This is a genomic window from Pseudolysinimonas sp. 10J20-29 (genome assembly GCF_055809595.1).
The window spans coordinates 1,570,293-1,586,622 of sequence record NZ_CM147917.1; the positions used below are offsets into that span (position 1 = coordinate 1,570,293).

Annotated in this window: 17 protein-coding genes; 11 read left to right on the plus strand and 6 right to left on the minus strand. The window is 67.1% G+C overall.

Annotation, left to right across the window (positions count from 1 at the left end; translation table 11 throughout):
- Position 1: 1 nt before the first annotated feature.
- Complete coding sequence (locus AC0L6Y_RS07680) at positions 2–556, minus strand: TetR/AcrR family transcriptional regulator (RefSeq protein WP_473550383.1); 555 nt, start codon at positions 554–556, stop codon at positions 2–4.
- A 127-nt stretch (positions 557–683) separates the two neighbouring features.
- Between AC0L6Y_RS07680 and AC0L6Y_RS07685 the strand changes: the two genes are divergently transcribed.
- Entirely contained in the window at positions 684–1,325 is a 642-nt protein-coding gene (locus AC0L6Y_RS07685; protein ID WP_473550386.1) for an NADPH-dependent F420 reductase, read from the plus strand.
- A gap of 31 nt (positions 1,326–1,356) precedes the next feature.
- Here AC0L6Y_RS07685 and AC0L6Y_RS07690 read toward each other — a convergent pair whose 3' ends face one another.
- From AC0L6Y_RS07690 to AC0L6Y_RS07700, 3 genes are all read right to left on the minus strand, one after another.
- Entirely contained in the window at positions 1,357–1,689 is a 333-nt protein-coding gene (locus tag AC0L6Y_RS07690; RefSeq protein ID WP_473550389.1) for an AzlD domain-containing protein, read from the minus strand.
- Positions 1,682–2,446: an AzlC family ABC transporter permease gene (locus AC0L6Y_RS07695; RefSeq protein WP_473550392.1), complete on the minus strand. Its 765-nt coding sequence runs from the start codon at positions 2,444–2,446 to the stop codon at positions 1,682–1,684. The genes AC0L6Y_RS07690 and AC0L6Y_RS07695 overlap by 8 nt, the downstream gene beginning before the upstream one ends.
- A 125-nt stretch (positions 2,447–2,571) precedes the next feature.
- Complete coding sequence (locus AC0L6Y_RS07700; protein WP_473550395.1) at positions 2,572–3,111, minus strand: hypothetical protein; 540 nt, start codon at positions 3,109–3,111, stop codon at positions 2,572–2,574.
- A gap of 154 nt (positions 3,112–3,265) precedes the next feature.
- Here AC0L6Y_RS07700 and AC0L6Y_RS07705 point away from each other — a divergent pair, with 154 nt between their 5' ends.
- From AC0L6Y_RS07705 to AC0L6Y_RS07745, 9 genes are all read left to right on the plus strand, one after another.
- The gene (locus AC0L6Y_RS07705) at positions 3,266–4,384 is read left to right on the plus strand and encodes an AI-2E family transporter (RefSeq protein ID WP_473550399.1); all 1,119 of its coding nucleotides are present in this window, start codon (positions 3,266–3,268) and stop codon (positions 4,382–4,384) included.
- Positions 4,347–4,742 carry a hypothetical protein gene (locus AC0L6Y_RS07710; RefSeq protein WP_473550403.1) on the plus strand — a complete coding sequence of 132 codons (396 nt, stop codon included), beginning with the start codon at positions 4,347–4,349 and terminating at the stop codon, positions 4,740–4,742. The genes AC0L6Y_RS07705 and AC0L6Y_RS07710 overlap by 38 nt, the downstream gene beginning before the upstream one ends.
- Before the next feature lie 110 nt (positions 4,743–4,852).
- Positions 4,853–5,305 (plus strand): MarR family winged helix-turn-helix transcriptional regulator, encoded by a 453-nt coding sequence (locus tag AC0L6Y_RS07715; protein ID WP_473550406.1) that lies wholly within the window; start codon positions 4,853–4,855, stop codon positions 5,303–5,305.
- Positions 5,306–5,378: 73 nt separating this feature from the next.
- The gene (locus AC0L6Y_RS07720; protein WP_473550410.1) at positions 5,379–5,573 is read left to right on the plus strand and encodes a hypothetical protein; all 195 of its coding nucleotides are present in this window, start codon (positions 5,379–5,381) and stop codon (positions 5,571–5,573) included.
- 52 nt (positions 5,574–5,625) lie between these two features.
- A complete protein-coding gene (locus AC0L6Y_RS07725) occupies positions 5,626–6,867 on the plus strand; it encodes an exonuclease domain-containing protein (protein ID WP_473550412.1) in 1,242 nt (413 codons plus the stop codon).
- A 1,148-nt stretch (positions 6,868–8,015) separates the two neighbouring features.
- Entirely contained in the window at positions 8,016–8,990 is a 975-nt protein-coding gene (locus AC0L6Y_RS07730) for an AAA family ATPase (protein ID WP_473550415.1), read from the plus strand.
- 46 nt (positions 8,991–9,036) lie between these two features.
- Positions 9,037–9,864 carry a hypothetical protein gene (locus tag AC0L6Y_RS07735; RefSeq protein ID WP_473550419.1) on the plus strand — a complete coding sequence of 276 codons (828 nt, stop codon included), beginning with the start codon at positions 9,037–9,039 and terminating at the stop codon, positions 9,862–9,864.
- Positions 9,845–10,744, plus strand: a complete 900-nt coding sequence (locus AC0L6Y_RS07740) for a sensor histidine kinase (protein ID WP_473550421.1) — start codon at positions 9,845–9,847, stop codon at positions 10,742–10,744. The genes AC0L6Y_RS07735 and AC0L6Y_RS07740 overlap by 20 nt, the downstream gene beginning before the upstream one ends.
- Position 10,745: 1 nt before the next feature.
- Positions 10,746–12,140, plus strand: coding sequence for a response regulator (locus AC0L6Y_RS07745; protein ID WP_473550424.1), 1,395 nt, complete (start codon positions 10,746–10,748; stop codon positions 12,138–12,140).
- Between the two features lie 59 nt (positions 12,141–12,199).
- Here AC0L6Y_RS07745 and gatB read toward each other — a convergent pair whose 3' ends face one another.
- Positions 12,200–13,720: an Asp-tRNA(Asn)/Glu-tRNA(Gln) amidotransferase subunit GatB gene (gatB, locus tag AC0L6Y_RS07750; protein WP_473550427.1), complete on the minus strand. Its 1,521-nt coding sequence runs from the start codon at positions 13,718–13,720 to the stop codon at positions 12,200–12,202.
- A gap of 9 nt (positions 13,721–13,729) precedes the next feature.
- Positions 13,730–14,113, minus strand: a complete 384-nt coding sequence (locus tag AC0L6Y_RS07755; protein ID WP_473550430.1) for a DoxX family protein — start codon at positions 14,111–14,113, stop codon at positions 13,730–13,732.
- Positions 14,114–14,278: 165 nt separating this feature from the next.
- Here AC0L6Y_RS07755 and add point away from each other — a divergent pair, with 165 nt between their 5' ends.
- The gene (gene add / locus AC0L6Y_RS07760) at positions 14,279–16,201 is read left to right on the plus strand and encodes an adenosine deaminase (RefSeq protein ID WP_473550433.1); all 1,923 of its coding nucleotides are present in this window, start codon (positions 14,279–14,281) and stop codon (positions 16,199–16,201) included.
- Positions 16,202–16,330 lie beyond the last annotated feature (129 nt).

A 16,330-nucleotide genomic window follows, 5' to 3' on the forward strand; every position in this document is an offset into this window, starting at 1 on the left:
GTCAGCGGGCGGGTCGGGCGATGAGCTCGCCGAGGATGCGGGTCAGGATGGGGCGGAGCTGGTCGGATTCGATCACTCCGGCCTGGCCGAATCGGCCGGCGGCGGCAAGCAGGTACGCCGCTCCCGCGAGCGCGATCCCGAAGCGGATCTTCTCCTCCATGGAGCCGCCTTGGCGTTCGAAGTGCGCCGCGATCCGTCCGACCAGCGTGTTGGCGCGCTCGATGATGGCGACGTCTTCGAGCGCCTCGGCCTGGTTGACGAAGATGTGCACGCCGAGCCGGTGCTCGAGCAGGAAGTCGACGAACTCGGCGAGGAACGCACGACGGGCCGCGGTGGAGGTGCCCACGCCTTCGAGCGAGGCGACGATCACCTCCAGGTCGTCGACCGTGGGGGCGAGCGCGTCGCCGAGCAGGGACTCCTTGCTGGCGAAGTGGTACAGCACGCTGGCCTTGGAGACGCCCGCCGCGTCGGCGATGTTCTGCAGCGAGGTCGCGAGGTAGCCGGAGCTCGAGAACTGTTCGAGCGCGATGCGTCGCAGCTCGTCGGAGGTCGCCATGCCTTCGACGGTAATTGACCGATCGGTCAGGAACTGACCGAGCGGTCAGATTGTCGGCGAACGCTCAGACAGTCGTCGCTTTCCGGACATCCGGAATACGCCGGAGGTGCACGCGTTGACCTCGAACATGACAACTTTCGGAATCATCGGAGCAGGCAACATCGGCAGCCAGGTCGCCCGGGCCCTCATCGGACAGGGCCACCAGGTGGTGATCTCGAACTCGCGAGGCCCGGAGACGCTCACCGAGCTGGTCTCCGAGCTCGGACCGAACGCCCGCGCCGCGACCCCTGTCGAGGCGGCCGAGGCCGCGGAGGTCGCGGTGGTGACGGTTCCGCTCAAGGCTCTCGCCGACGTCCCGGTCGCACCGCTCGCCGGCAAGATCGTGCTCGACACCAACAACTACTACTTCGAGCGCGACGGCCACGTCAACGCCCTCGATCGCGGCGAGGCCACCACCTCGGGTCTGCTGCAGGAGCACCTGCCCACCTCGAAGGTGGCCAAGGCCTTCAACAACATCGTGTGGAGCCAGATCACCACCGACGGCAGCCCGGCGGGCACGCCGAACCGCCGTGCGCTCGGCACGGCGAGCGACCATCCGGAGGCCAGCGCCTTCACCGCGAAGCTCTACGACGAGCTCGGCTTCGACACCGTCGACCTCGGGCCGCTCAGCGAGTCGTGGCGCCTCGAGCGCGACCGTCCGGGCTATGGCACCCGCCAGACCCGTCAGCAGATGCTCGCCAACACGGCGGCGGCGAACCGCCTCCCCTAGTCGGCCGACGGCTCGGGCTGCGTGGCGCGCGTCAGGCGCGCAGCCCGAGCTGCACCAGGGCGAACACGATCGCCCACCACACCAGCAGGCCGCCGAGCAGCCCGAAGGCCATCTCGCGCTTCCACCGCCAGAGCAGCGTCGCCGCAACGGCGGCGATGAGCGCCGGGACGGTCTCGACGAGCGAGATCTCACCGCGCGGGGCGAGCAGGCCGGGCACCGCGATCGCGCCGAGCACGGCGGGGCCCACGAGCGGCAGGAACCGGAGCAGGCGTTTCGGCGGCCGCACCTTCTTGGTCACCAGAAACAGCACCCGCGTCAGGTAGGTGACGAGGCCCGAGAGCAGGATCGCGAGGCCGTCAAGCATCGGCGATCACCTCCTCGGGCGCGGACGATGCTGGCGGCGCTTTTCTCGCGAGCACGATGCCGCCGGCAATGAGCCCGACGACCGCGCCCACGATGATTCCCGCGCCGAACGGCAGCGGATCCGCGATGAGGGCGGCGATTCCCCCGACGGATGCCGCAACGAGACCTGCGCTGTCTTTGATGAGCGGCAGCGCGAGCAGCACGAACGTGAGCGGGATCGCCAGCTCGAGCGGCACCCAGCCGGGGACGAGACCGCCGAGCAGCACCCCGAATGCGATGAGGGATGTCCATCCGACCACGGCGGTGATGGCGGCCCCGAAGTAGTAGCCGAGCTGCTCGGAGCGCGCGCCCGCCCCGCCCGGCCGTTCGAAGCGTGAGATGGCGAGCGCGTAGACCGGGTCGGCCAGCATGAACGCTCCGGCGAGCCGTTGCCCGCGGCTCCAGTCGGCGAGATGCGGCTGCAGCGACGCGCTGTAGAGCAGGTGCCGGGCGTTGATGATGAACACGGTGAAGACGACGAGCGCGACCCCGGCCCCCGAGCCGAGCAGCTGCACCGCGATCAGCTGCGAGGCCCCGGCCAGGATGATCGGGCTCGACAGGATCGACCACAGCGGGTCGACCCCGGTCTGCGCCATCGCGGCTCCGGCCGCCAGCCCGAACGGGACGTAGCCGAGAATGATCAGCGCCGCATCCCGGATACCGGCGCGCGTGGCCGCGCGAGCGCGGGCGCGATCGGTCAGCGGGGGTTCGGCGGTCACGGAGCGAGTCTGACAGGAACAGGCCGGCGGCATCAGGGCCAGTCAACGGACTGTGGCGCTCGCTCCGTTCATGCCTGCCCCCCGCCGGCGACCGCAACGCCGTCAGTGCGCGGCGACATCAATGCCTAGCCGCAGGTGGCGTCGACCCGAATGTCGTACGTGGCACCGTCGAAGCTGGAGAACGTGCCGTCGACCTGCACGGAGTCACCCGAGATCGTCACCCCGTCGGTGCCGCTCGCCGAGATGTTGATCGACGGGTCGGCGATGTTGCCCGCATCGACCAGCGTGATTTCGTACACGACGCCGTCGCCTGCAACACGGTCCTGGCCGCTCTCGTCGCGCACATTGACGAGGATCTGAATTCTCTCGCCGTCGGCCGTCGAGAACGAGGTCGAACTGAACGAGTACACATCACTCTCGGTCTCGTCGTATCCGAACGCGCAAAGGTAGCTCGAGTACTCCCACGTCACGCCGTCGACGGTGACGACCGCCGAACCTTCGCCGCTGCCGCCGTTGCCCGCATCGGCGCTGCCCGAGTCCACGTTGGCGCTCTCGCCACCCGAATCGGTCGAATCTGATCCACCGTCCGTCGAGGCGCAGCCGGTCAGCGCGGCGCCCAGAAAGACCGCGGTGGCAGCGAGAGCGATGGAACGACCGATGAGCATTGAGATTCCTTTCGTCAAATGTGAGCGATTTTACCAATCAGGTTGGTGCGGCGACAGCGGCGGGGTCTCGATACGCGGGTTCGCCGCCACTCGACCGGCGCGCGAGTCCGTGAAATGCTCGAACCCGCACTTCCGCGCATCCAAGGAGCCAGCCATGTTCTCGCGCCGCCGCGCCAAGCCCGAATCCGCGTTGACCACACAGGTGGTTCCGAAGGTCGAGAAGCTCTGGACCGACCGCCTCGGTGTGGTGAGCACCCGAAGCCTGCAGGTGCTGATCGCCATCGCCCTCGCCACGATCGTCGTGTACGCGCTCGTGCAGCTGCGGATCGCCGTCATTCCGGTGCTGCTGGCGGTGATCATCGCCGCCGCGTTCAGCCCGCTCGTCATGTGGATGCGGCGCCGCGGCGTGCCCTCGATGCTCGCCGCGTGGATCGCCCTCATCGGCTCGCTGCTCGTGCTCGGGGGCGTCATCACCGCGATCGTGTTCGCCGTGCGCAGCCAGTGGGATTCGCTCTGGGAGCAGGCGCAGTCCGGCTTCGATCAGCTGCTCGAGTGGCTTCAGACGCTGCCGCTGCCGCTCGACGAGTTCGACTTCGAGGGACTCCAGACCGACGTCATCGACTTCGTCACCAGTTCGCAGTTCGGCACCGGTGCCGTGTCGAGCGCGGTCGCCGTCGGCGAGTTCGTCGCCGGGTTCCTGCTGTTCATCGTCATCCTGTTCTTCTTCCTCAAAGACGGGGATGCGATCTGGCGCTTCCTGATGCGCCCGTTCGACCGTCACGGGCGCGACCGCGGCGAACGCATCGGCCGCACCGCGGTGACGACTCTCGGTGGCTACGTGCGCGGCACGGCGATCATCGCCGCGGTTGACGCCATCGCCATCGGGATCGCGCTGGCGATCATGCAGGTGCCGCTCGCGCTGCCGCTCGCCGTCATCGTGTTCGTCGCCGCGTTCGTGCCGATCGTCGGTGCGACGGTCGCCGGAGCGCTGGCCGCCCTCGTCGCCCTCGTCGCCAACGGGCCCGTGGTGGCGCTGATCGTGATCCTCGTCGTCATCGGCGTCAACCAGCTGGAAGGAAACCTGCTGCAGCCGGTCGTCATGGCGCAGTCCCTCAAGCTGCACCCGCTGGTGATCCTGCTCGCGCTGAGCGCGGGCACCATCCTCGGCGGCATCGTCGGCGCGGTGCTCTCGGTGCCGATCGCGGCGACCGCGTGGGCAATTGTGAAGGTGTGGGATGCGGGCGATGAAGCTTCGCAAATACGGCGCGAGTGAGCTCGGCGTGGCGATGCTGGCTGCTTTTGCCGTTGTCGCGGCGCTGGTCAGCTTCCTTCTGGTTGCCGCGTCGTTGTACCCCTTGATCCATATCGGCGGGGGCCCCGACACGGCCTGCGCCCTCGGGGTGAACGTGCCGCCGAACGTGCTCGCGAGCAGCCCGGAGACCTACACCTCCGCGGGGCACATCTCGGTTCTGCCTCCAGGTCTCGTCTGCGAGTACGTCTCCGCGGACGGCCTCGAGCACGGGTCATCGCACCCGTCGTGGGCGCCGATGATTCTCGCCCTGGCGGCGCTTCTGGCGCTGATCGGTGCGCTCGTTCTCGGCGCGCGGGCGCGACGCGCTCGTCGTCCTTGAATTGCCTTCGGGCCCAGCCCCTTCGAGCTCAACCACGACGTGGTGTTCGGGTAGCCCGCACAGCGAACCCTCCGGGATTCTGAGGCGCGCTCGACGCCGCTGAGCTTGACATGCCGACCGTCGCCGCCCTCACTGCCTCGGCGGCCAACGCGCACCTGCTCGACCAGCTGCACGCCTCCGGCTTCACCGGGGTGCGCGCGGCGCACGGCTACCTCCTGCAGGCGCTCGTCGACGAACGCCCGAGCGTCGGCGAGCTCGCCGCCCGCCTCGGCGTAACACAGCAGGCGATCTCGAAGACCGTCACCGAGCTGGAAACGCTCGGCATCGCCCACCGCGAGGCGGATGCCCGCGACAGCCGCGTGCGCCGCGTCGCCCTCACCGCGCACGGCGAAGCTCTGCTGGAGGCCTCCCGCCGGATCCGCAGAGACCTGGATGCCCGAGTCGCCGCCGAGGCGGGAGACCTGGCCGCAGCCAAGCGCGCGCTCGCCGCGCTGCTGGAGGCGGCGGGCGGAGTCGAGGCGGTGCGGCAGCGGCGGGTGCGGCCGGCGGATGGGGAGCTGTAGCGCGGCGCACCTTGCGTCACCAGACTCCGCAGTCGAGGCATGCAATGTCGCCCACGCGTGTGACAATCGCACCATGGACTATCCCTCACTTAATCTGACGGCGGAAGCACTCCTGGCCATGTCGGTCGCGTACGTCGTGGTCGGCGTCGCCCTGGCACTTCTGCTGCTTTACGGGGTCGTGAGGGTCGCCGTCGCGCGCGGCATGCGGGACCACCACCGGTGGCTCGAGAAGAACCGCAACGAGAGCAGAGATTGGGCGCACGAGTGACGAGCAGCAAACGATCGACGCCGCGGCCGCAGTGGCGTCTGGAGACACACGCATGAGCGGCCCCGGCTTCGCCGTGGTCAACGTGGAAACGACCGGATTCTCCCCCGCGAAAGGCGACCGCATCGTCGAGATCGGAATCGTGCACGTCTCCCCACTCGGGGAGATCGAAGGCCGATGGGAGACATTGGTCAACCCTCGCCGCGACGTCGGCCCGACGCGCATCCACGGCATCTCGGCGACCGACGTCGCACGTGCGCCTGCGTTCGAAAGCATTGCGCCGCGCGTGCTGAACCTGCTTTCCGGGCGCGTGCTGGCCGCACACAACCTCGCGTTCGATCAGAGGTTCCTGTTCGCTGAACTCGCCAAAGTCGACCCCGAGCTTGCGATCGAATGGGAAGGTCGAATCGACTTCACGGCTGTCTGCACGATGCAGCTCGCGTCGGATTTCTTCCCCGGGCGCGCGCGTTCGCTCGCCGCATGCTGCGAAGCGGCAGGGATACCGCAAACTGGCTCGCATCGCGCAGTGTCGGATGCGCTCGCGACGGCGCAGCTCATCGGACACTACGTCAGTCGCTCACGCGAGAGCCGATACTGGCCCGATCTGCTCACCGCCGCCCGCCGTTGGAGCTTCGACGAAGCACACACGGCTGACTGGCATCCCCGCGGGAATGCACGGAATCCCGCGCCTCACTTCGTTGAACGCATTGCGGCTTCCGTGGATGCGATCCCGGCCGAGGGCGCCGAACGTGCGTACCTGGGGACTCTCGACGTCGCCCTCGTCGATGGCTACCTATCTGGCCTCGAGCAGGACGATCTCGTCGCAGCCGCAGCAGACCTCGGGCTTGATCGAACGGCGGTCGGGCGCCTGAATCGCGCCTATCTGGAGGAGCTTGCCGCCGCCGCGTGGTCCGACGGAGTCCTCACACCGGACGAACACAGCCAGATTCTCGATGTGGCGCGCGCACTCGGAATCAGCGACAGCCTCGACGATCTCGTCGGGAGCGCGATACTCGCAGCGGAGGAGAGCACGACTGCTACCGAGACATCCGCGTCGGCACTCTCGCTCGCCCAAGGCGACATCGTGGTTCTCACGGGTGACATGACCAAGCCGCGGGCTGAGTGGGTTGCCCTGCTTGAAAGCCGCGGCATCCGAGTCGCCAACAATGTCTCCAAGAAGGTGAAGCTCGTCGCGGCTGCAGACGTAGAGACGCGGTCGGGCAAAGCGGAGCGGGCGCGACAGTTGACGATTCCGGTTATCTCGGAAGCGGCGCTCTCCCGATTGCTGCAACCGTGAGCTCCGGGGCGACCAATCGACCACATCGCCGGGGCCTCCGATCGGGCCCCTAGAGGTCTGAGTTCAGAACTCCGCCCGCGATGGGCTTGCACGCACTGTGGCCGTGAGGTCTCACACACGGATGCGCGTGCATAACTACCACTCATTGCACGCCCCGCGATCCCGATCGTCCCGAACTGTCGTTGGCCGGCGCAGACGCAAGCCTGGAGATCACCCGCATGGGCGAGCCCGCTTCAGCGAGGCCACCGCGAAGGCGCGAGACGGACCACCCGCAGCCGGGCGTCGTTGCTGGCGCGCTCGCTGCCATGCACCCCGGAATCAGTCGGACGCCATCGAGCTACGCGGCTTCAGCCGGTAGTCGACGAGGGCTTCATGCGCTCCGCTGTTGAAGGCCGGGCTCAACCTCCGACGAAGCGTGACACAAACCAGCGAACCGCCTCCAACACGGACAAGGGGCCGCGAACGCAGCATCCGATTGGCAGCGCTGATTCGACTTGACGCGGGCGCGCTTGGGTTGCTGACTCGCGAATCAGCGGCACATGCGGTGGGGGCGTTTAGGCTCGCAGGACTTTGGCGGTTTCGAATCAGTGCATGTTGGACCCGAACGGACGCGCATTGCCTCGAGATCGTGTTCGCGATCGGACGCGCCGCTCCCCGATGCTCGGGTTGGGACCGCGCAAGACGCTTGGGCCTTCCAGCGTTGCGCGCCGCCAATCTTCATCTCTCCGGGCATGTTGACGTCAGTTCGATCTTCAGCGCCCACCTCACAACGCGTCGACTCCGTCGATGACGACATTGCTTGAGTACGTCGATTGAGCGCCGTTTTCTTCGATGTATGGAAGCCCGCGACCGACGAACACGAGCGTATCCTCGCGTCCGATCTCCGTAGTCGCGTCCAGCGAGGCCAGCGCAGCACGCCGCTGCAACTCGACGAATCACTCAGAGACCCACGCTCCGGCAGGAGCCTGAGGTAGGGCCGCGGCCACCGGCGCGCGCTTCCCGCGCAAGACCGCACACTGAGCCGTAGCTGCGAACACCGACCGGCTGCGACGGGCCGCTTCATCGTCCGTATGTGTCCGCTAACGGCGTCGTTCCGCGATGATGTCAGACGACGGTGCAACTATTGAGGAAACTGAACGGAGCCCTTGATGCACATAGAACGAGTCCAAGTTGAAGCGGAAGGGTTTCTGTCCGGGCTCGACGTAAGTTTCGACGCGGGCCTCAACGTCATTATCGGCGCGCGCGGCACCGGGAAAACGTCACTTCTGGAGGTCATTCGATACTGCCTCGCAGCGGATTCGTTCACGGAGGAGGCCGGGCGCAAAGGCGAGCAACAGGCGCGTGCGGTGCTCGAAGGGGGCGCGGTCACTGTCACTTTCCGTGACGGGGACTCACGGCTCGTGCTGACTCGGTCTAGTTCAGGATCAGTGGTTACCACCGCAACGACATTGCCGACGGTCACGGTCCTCGCGCAAAATGAGGTAGAGGCAGTCGGAAACCAGGCACGCGGGCGCATGCACCTGGTCGATCGCCTGCGCGCGGATAGGACGCTCGCGTCGGCACAGTTGAAGGCGTTGCAGGCAGACGTCCTGTCGTTGTCAAAGGAAGTGGATTCGCTGATCCGAGACCGAGACAGCGCGGTGGCTCTTATCGAGGAACATGCTGGCGTCGCTGGCGAGCTCGAAGCGGCCTTGGAGGTGCAAGCCGCACTCCTCCATGCAGCCGAAACGGACATCTCGGACCAAGAACGCCTTGCTCAACTGCAGACAGCGCTGCGCATTCTGAGCGTGCGAGAGAGTACCGCAGGTGCTGCGACCGAAGCGCTCGAGCAGTTCACAGCGGCTCTCGGGCATCTGAAGGCCGAGGCCGCCGAGTTGGTGCCGCCGTGGCCGCCCGAGTCGGGCGAGGACATCCTCGTGAGCGCGCGCACGGAAACAGACACGATTGTCGACCTCCTCGCGAAGGCCGAATCTGCCGCCGCGCAGCTTCAAACCCAACTCGCCACCGTTGCGAAATCGAACAGCCAGCGGCGGTCCGACGTTCAATGCGGCAAGCCGCGAACTCCGGCAGCGCCTGGACGCGCAACAAGCCGGAGTCGGTGCGGCCGCGCGACGAGTCGCTGAAGTCCAAGAACGCGCAGGACAGTTGACCGCATTGGTGTCTAGGCGAGTGCTACTCGACGACCAAATCGCTCGTGTCTCTGCGAGCCGCGACGCCAAGTATCGTGAACTTGACGATCTGAGAACGCAGGTCTTCGAATCGCGCTCAATGATTGTTGAAGGCATAAATGAGGCGATGTCGCCGACGATACGCGCGACCGTGTCTAGATCCTCACTGAATGCGTCTTACGCCGACGCAATTGTCGGCGCTCTTCGCGGAAGCGGGCTCCACTACAACGCAATATCCGCTTCCGTCGCCGAGAACGTTTCACCACTGGAACTCGTCAACTGGGTTGCATCGGATGATGCCGAGGCTCTCTCGAAAGCCGCCGGCATCACTCGCGACCGCGCGTATGCGGTCCTCGGCGCCCTCCGCCAATCCGGAGTTGCCGAAATCGCCGCAAGCACAATCGAAGACACCGTAGGGTTCGATCTGCTGGATGGAGCCGACTACAAGTCAATTGACCAGCTTTCGGTAGGTCAGCGATGCACCGTGGTCTTGCCGCTTCTATTGAGCAAGCACGGAAGCGAACCGATCCTGATCGATCAGCCCGAAGACCATCTGGACAACGCGTACATCACATCAACTCTGATCAAAACGCTGCGCGAACGGCTAGATGGCGACCAGTTCATATTCACTTCCCACAACGCGAACATCCCCGTCTTAGGCGGCGCCGACCGCGTGGTGGTGATGAAGTCGGACGGGGAATCCGGACACGTCTCGCGTGCAGGTTCACTCGACGAACCCGACATTGTCGACGCCGTTAGCAGCATCATGGAAGGCGGCGCGGCCGCCTTCGCGGCCCGAGCGGAGTTTTATGGTCGCCACAGAACCTGACATCGGAAAAGTCACGGGTCTTCTGCGTTCTCCGAGCGCGATCGATCGGCTCCGCGGAGCACGACTGGTTGCCGAGCTTGCGCCAACCGATGCACTTCCACTAGCTCACGAGGCCAGGCGCACAGAAGGCGACTCATGGGTACGTCGCGCGCTCGACGCCTCGATCGCTAGCCTTGCTGGCATTGATCTGCTCTCGCCCGCGGAATTCGGCGATGTCTCGATCGAAGATGTTCGTGCCGATGCGATCGAGCATGTTACGAAAACCGTTCTCCATGAGCTGCGCACGTTGATCGGCGAGTTGGGCGCAGGTGCGCAGGACGATCTCGGCCTCGACTTCGAAACAACGCCAACCGGACTTGCTATCGTCCGCATTCGGGAGTTCCTCGAGGTGCTGGCACGTCTCAATGAAGCGTCAGCGTCGCCGAGGTCCGACGAATTCGATCTAACTGAGCTCATCGCCTCGTCGGCCGCACATGTGGGCGTGGCCGGACTCGTCGAGGTCATTAGAAGTGAACCGGAGGTCGTGACCGGAGACCCCGGTTTGTTGCGGCTGGCGGTCGACAACGCCGTCAGAAACGCAGTCGAAGCTACCCCTAAAGGTGCGCAACCAGTGACGATTACGTGTGGATCGTCGCCTGCAGAGGCATGGGTCTCGGTGCTCGACAACGGCATCGGGCTACCGCCTGGCGGTCCTGCTGCTGCGTTCACGCCGGGACGCACTTCAAAGTCGAAGTCCACGAACTTCGGCTGGGGGCTCGCTATTGCAGCACGCGCGATTCAGTCCCTGGGGGGAACAATGGTGCTTTCGCCCCGAACCCCCGAGGGGACCGCGTGCAAGATCACCTGGCCGCAAAAGGACGTAATGAACGAGGCATCGTAGCGTGAGAGTTCTACTCGTTGAGGATGAAGATGTCAGCAGGAATCGAGCTCTCGCGTCGATACGCGAAGTCCTTGCGTCGGCTGATGTCGAGGTCAGGGAGAGCCGAGATTCCGCGATTGCAGCGATCAGCACTACGGAGTTCGACCTCGTCGTCTGCGATCTGCGGATCCCCACCACCGACGGCGCGATCAACGTTTCGGAAGACCACGGATTTGCCGTCCACGCCCACGCGCGAGCCTCGGCACCCGGCACACCATTGATCTTCTTGACAGCCTACGCAACGACGCAGAACATTCGGTCCGCGCTGGCGGATGGCGAGGTCGGTCTGCTCTTTGGCTTGGAGCATTCTGGGATCGTCCAACTCGCAAACAAGGAGGACCCCCGCGAGTTCGTTCAAGCATTCCAAAAGGTCGCAGGCCCCTTCACGCAACTCATGGCGAATGATTTCGTGGCCGCACCCTCGGAAACCGCGGCTGAGGTACGTCGGGCTGCCGCAATGTATGGCAGGCAATCGCAGGCTGACCGTGTCGAAGTTGTGCCTCGCGACGGTCTCTCGGGCGCAAGGTCAGCACAGGTGAACTTGACGCACGAAGGACTGCCAAACTCCTCGGCCTTCTTAAAGGTCGGAGCCCATCGCTGGATGGACGACGAGTACAAGCGATACCGGAGCCATGTTGCGCACCGGTTGAGCCCGGGGGCTTTTGCGCCGATGGAGCCACCACTCGTACTCGGCTTGAACAAGCACGCTGCCCTGGTGTCAACACACGCGCCCGACGTCCGGACGATGTTCGAGTTGGCCAGCAGTTCGCCGCAGGCCGCTCGCGCAGCGCTAGTTCAGCTTCGGGAGGCGACTCAACCGTGGGCGCAATCGCGGCAGTCACACACAACAAGTTTGGGGGATCTTCGACGTGAGGTGATCGACGACGAGTCGCTCATCGCAAGTGGCTTGACCCGCGAAGAGTTCGAAGATGTCGAGTCTCGTTGCGTGACATTGACACGGTCAATTTCTCATGGGGACCTTCACGGGGACAACGTGTTGGTCGGCGTTAATGGCAACCCCGTGCTGATCGACTTTGCCTACACTGGCCCGGGCCTCGCCGCATCTGATCCCGTGGCGTTCGAGCTAGGCTTGCTCTTCCACCCGCACAGCCCCCTCGCCGAGAGCGATGCTCTCGACCGAATCATCGAACAATGGTACGAACCGAGTTTTCTCGCGGATTGTCCGATCGATCTACTTCTCCTGGCAGAAGCTCGAGATTGGGCCTCCGCGATCGCGGGCCCCGACGAAGTCGCTGTAACAACGTATCTTCGTGTCGCACGACACCTGAAGTTCGATGTCAGATCGAAGTCACAAGTCCTGCAGCTCTTGCGCGCAACGTTGCGAGTGCTCAGATAGGCCGATGGGCCCAAGTCGACCCGACGACGCAACCGTTGCGCTGCGCTGCCACGCTCTGGCTACTGCCCGGCGCGCTCCAACACGAGCTCGCGCACGCGGGCCGCGTCGGCCTGGCCGCGCATCGCCTTCATGACGGCGCCGATGACGGCACCGGCGGCCTGCACCTTGCCGTCGCGGATCTTCTCCAGCACGTCGGGCTGGGCGGCGAGCGCCTCATCGATCGCGGCGATCAGCGGGCCGTCATCCGAGACGACCTTCAGACCTCGCTTCTCCACCACCTCGGCAGGAGTCCCCTCCCCCGCGATGACACCCTCAATGACCTGGCGCGCGAGCTTGTCGTTCACGACGCCCTCATCGACCAGCGCCACCACACCCGCCACCTGGGTGGGCGAGATCAGGGATGCCGGCTCGGCATCCGCGGCGTTCGCAAGACGGGCGATCTCGCCCGTCCACCACTTGCGGGCCTGCGCCGGGGACGCGCCCGCGGCGACCGTCTCCTCGACCTCGACCAGGAGGCCTGCGTTGTAGACGTCCTGGAACTCGAGCTGCGTGAACCCCCACGAGTCGCGCAGACGGCGACGCTTCGCGGCCGGCGGCTCGGGCAGTGCGGCGCGCAGGCTCTCGATCAGCTCGGCGGACGGCTCCACCGGAAGCAGGTCCGGCTCCGGGAAGTAGCGGTAGTCATCCGCGTCGCTCTTCGGGCGCCCCGCGCTCGTCGTGCCGGTGTCCTCGTGCCAGTGGCGGGTCTCCTGCGTGATCGTGCCGCCCTTGGCGAGAATCGCCGCCTGACGCTGGATCTCGTAGCGCACCGCGCGCTCCACCGAACGGAACGAGTTCACGTTCTTCGTCTCGGTGCGGGTGCCGAGCTTCTCCTGACCGCGCGGGCGCAGGCTCACGTTGGCGTCGCAGCGCAGGTTGCCGCGCTCCATGCGCGCCTCGCTGATGCCGAGGCCGCGCACGATGTCGCGGATCGTCGACACGTACGCCTTGCCCACCTCGGGCGCGCGGTGCTCGGCGCCGAAGATCGGCTTCGTCACGATCTCCACCAGCGGCACGCCGGCCCGGTTGTAGTCGACGAGCGAATACTCGGCGCCCTGGATGCGTCCGGTGCTGCCGCCCATGTGGGTCAGCTTGCCGGCATCCTCCTCCATGTGCGCGCGCTCGATCGGGATGGTGAAGACGGTGCCGTCCTCCAGCTCGATCTCGACGCTGCCCTCCATCGCGATCGGCTCGTCGTACTGGCTGATCTGGTAGTTCTTCGCCAGGTCGGGGTAGAAGTAGTTCTTGCGGCTGAACGTGGACCGCGGCGCGATCTCGCAGCCGAGCGCCAGCCCCAGGCTGATCGAGTACTCGACCGCCGTCTGGTTCACCACCGGCAGGCTGCCCGGAAGCCCCAGGTCGACCGGCGTGATGTACGTGTTCGGGGTCTCGTCGTGGCTGTCTCGACCCGCGGCGGCCGGGTTCGGCGCATCCGAGAACATCTTCGTCTGAGTACCGAGCTCGACATGCACCTCGAAGCCGAGCACCGGCTCGAACATCTCGAGAGCTTTGTCGTAGTCCATGAGGTCGGGCTTGGCCATGCCCCCAGTCTATTTGGCGCGAGTCGACCAAATTGCCGCGGCGATGAACAGCGGCTGGAACGGCAGCCGCGCCAGGCGCTTGGCATCCGTGTCGAGAGTGAAGCCGTCACGGCGGTTCGCCCACTGCGAGATGTTGCCGGGGAAGATCGCCACGAAGAACGCCGCCACCGCCGCGCCCACCCACGGGCGGGCCTGCGCCGGCGCGACCACCAGCGCGCTGCCGAGCGCGATCTCGGCCACCCCGGATGCCACCACCGTCGTGTCAGGGTCGAGCGGAACCCACGGCGGCACCTGCGCCTGGAACTCGCGGCGGGCGAACGTCAGATGCGCGACGCCCGCGAACGCGAGGGCGGAGCCGAGCAGGATGCGGGTGGTGGTGCGAGCGGCGGTCATGTTCCCATCATCGGGATGCGGCTGGGCGGGGGCTGGATGACGCGGGGGTGGATGACGCTGGGGCTGGATGACGCTGGGGCTGGATGACGCTTGGGCTGGATGACGCGGGGGCTACGCTTCCGATGGACGACCTCACCTCGACCGCCCGCCGCACAGGAGTTCCGCGTGACCGACCCGTCGCATCCCGACGCCGCCGCGAGCTCGCTGCGCGCCGTGCGCGCCTTGCGTGCCTTGCCGAAGGCGCACACCCACCTGCACCTCGACGGCGGCTACCCGCTGGCGGCCGTGCAGCGGCTCGCGCGGGCGCAGGGCGGCTCGTTCGAGCGGCCCGCGCGGTTCCGCGACGCGGGCGAGTTCTTCAGCGCTTACGGCACCGTGCCCGCCCTCGTGCGCGACCTCGACGACCTCGCCGCGCTCTGCGTCGCCCTCGTGCATGCCGAAGCGCAGTCCGGGGTGCTCTACCTCGAACCGTCGATCGAGCCGCAGCTCTACAGCCCGCGGCTCGGCGACCTCGACACCGTGACTCGCACCATCGTCGACGCGCTGCAGCGCGGGGCCGCCGACACCGGCATCGAGGTGGGCGCCAACCTGACCGTCAACACCGGGCTGGATGCGCCACTCGCCGAAGAGCTCGCCCTGCTCGCCACCCGGTTCGTCGGCGCCGGGATCACCGCGTTCGGCACCGCCGGACCGGACGACCCGACCGGCCCGCAGCGCTTCGCGCGCGCCGCCGGCATCGCGCGGGATGCGGGACTTCAGGTGGTCATCCACGCCGGGCAGACCGGCGGTCCGGTCAACGGGCCGGCGAGCGTTCGCGCGGCCCTCGACGTGCTCGGCGCCACCCGGATCTCGCACGGCGTGCACGCCATCCACGACTCCGAGCTGCTCGCCCGGCTCGCCGACGAGGGCATCGTGTGCGACGTCTGCCCCACCTCCAACGTCGCCCTCGGCGTCGCCGCATCGCTCGAAACTCACCCCGCGCCCGCGATGCTCGCGGCGGGCGTGCCGATCACCCTCAACGCCGACGACCCGCTCTGGTTCGGCGCCGACATCACCGCCCAGTACAAGGCCGCGCGCCGGGTGTGGGGTGTCGACGATGCGGGGATTGCGGCGATCGCGCGGAACGGGTTGCGGGTGCCGTCGCTCAGTGCGCCGGTGCGGGCGCGGTTCGAGGCTGCGCTTGAGGAGTGGATCGGCTCGGTGGCGGATGAGTCGGTGCGGGGCGAGTCAGTGCGGGGCGAATCAGTGCCGGGCGGGTCAGTGCCGGGCGCCTCCGCCGGACGCCCCTCCCACGAGCGTCGAGGCATGACCGTCAGCTGGGCCGGGATCGCCGCCGACTACGACCGTTCGTTCGGGCGGATGTGCGCGGGCGCGGTGCCGGCGCTGCTGGATGCGGTGGGGGCTGCGGCCGGTCCCGGGGACGCTCTCCTCGACGCGGGATGCGGCACCGGCGTCGCCGCCGCCGAAGCCGTCGCTCGCGGCTTGCAGGTCACCGGCGTGGATGCGGAAGAGAGCATGGTCTCGTTCGCGCGGGAGCGGGTGCCCGGGGCGCGGTTCGAGGTGGGTGAGCTGGCGCGGCTCCCCTACGGGGATGAAACGTTCGCCGCGGTGGTGGCGAACTTTGCGGTGAACCATGCGGGGCATCCGGATCGATGTGTCGCGGAGCTGCGGCGGGTGGCCAGGCCTGGCGCGCCGATCGCGGTCACGGTGTGGCCCTGGCAACCGACCGAGCTGAACCAGCTGTGGGCGGCGATCATCGACGAGACCGGCACGAAGCCTGCGGGCGGGTTCGTGATGCCGGAGGCGAGCGACTTCGCGCGCACCGAAGACGGGGTGTCGGGGCTGCTCGCGGCCGGCGGGTTCGCGGTGCGGGAGGCGCGGCGGGTGTCGTGGGAGTTCACCGTTTCGGCGGACGACCTGTGGGCGGGCGTCGCGGCCGGGCTCGGCACGATCGGGCAGGCGTATGTCGCAACGACGGATGCGGGACGCGCGGCGATCGAGCGGTCGTTTCGGGAGCGGGTGGCCGGCCTGGGGCCGGTGCTGCGGTTTCCAGTCGAGGCGGTGCTCGTGGCAGGGGTTGCGGCGTAGGGGCTGCCTCCCGTCACTACTTCGCCGCTTCGCCACCTCGCCATCTCGCCACCTCGCCACCTCGCCACCTCGCCACCTCGGCACCTCGGCACGATCCCTAGCTAGCCGTCACGGCACGATCCCCCGCCG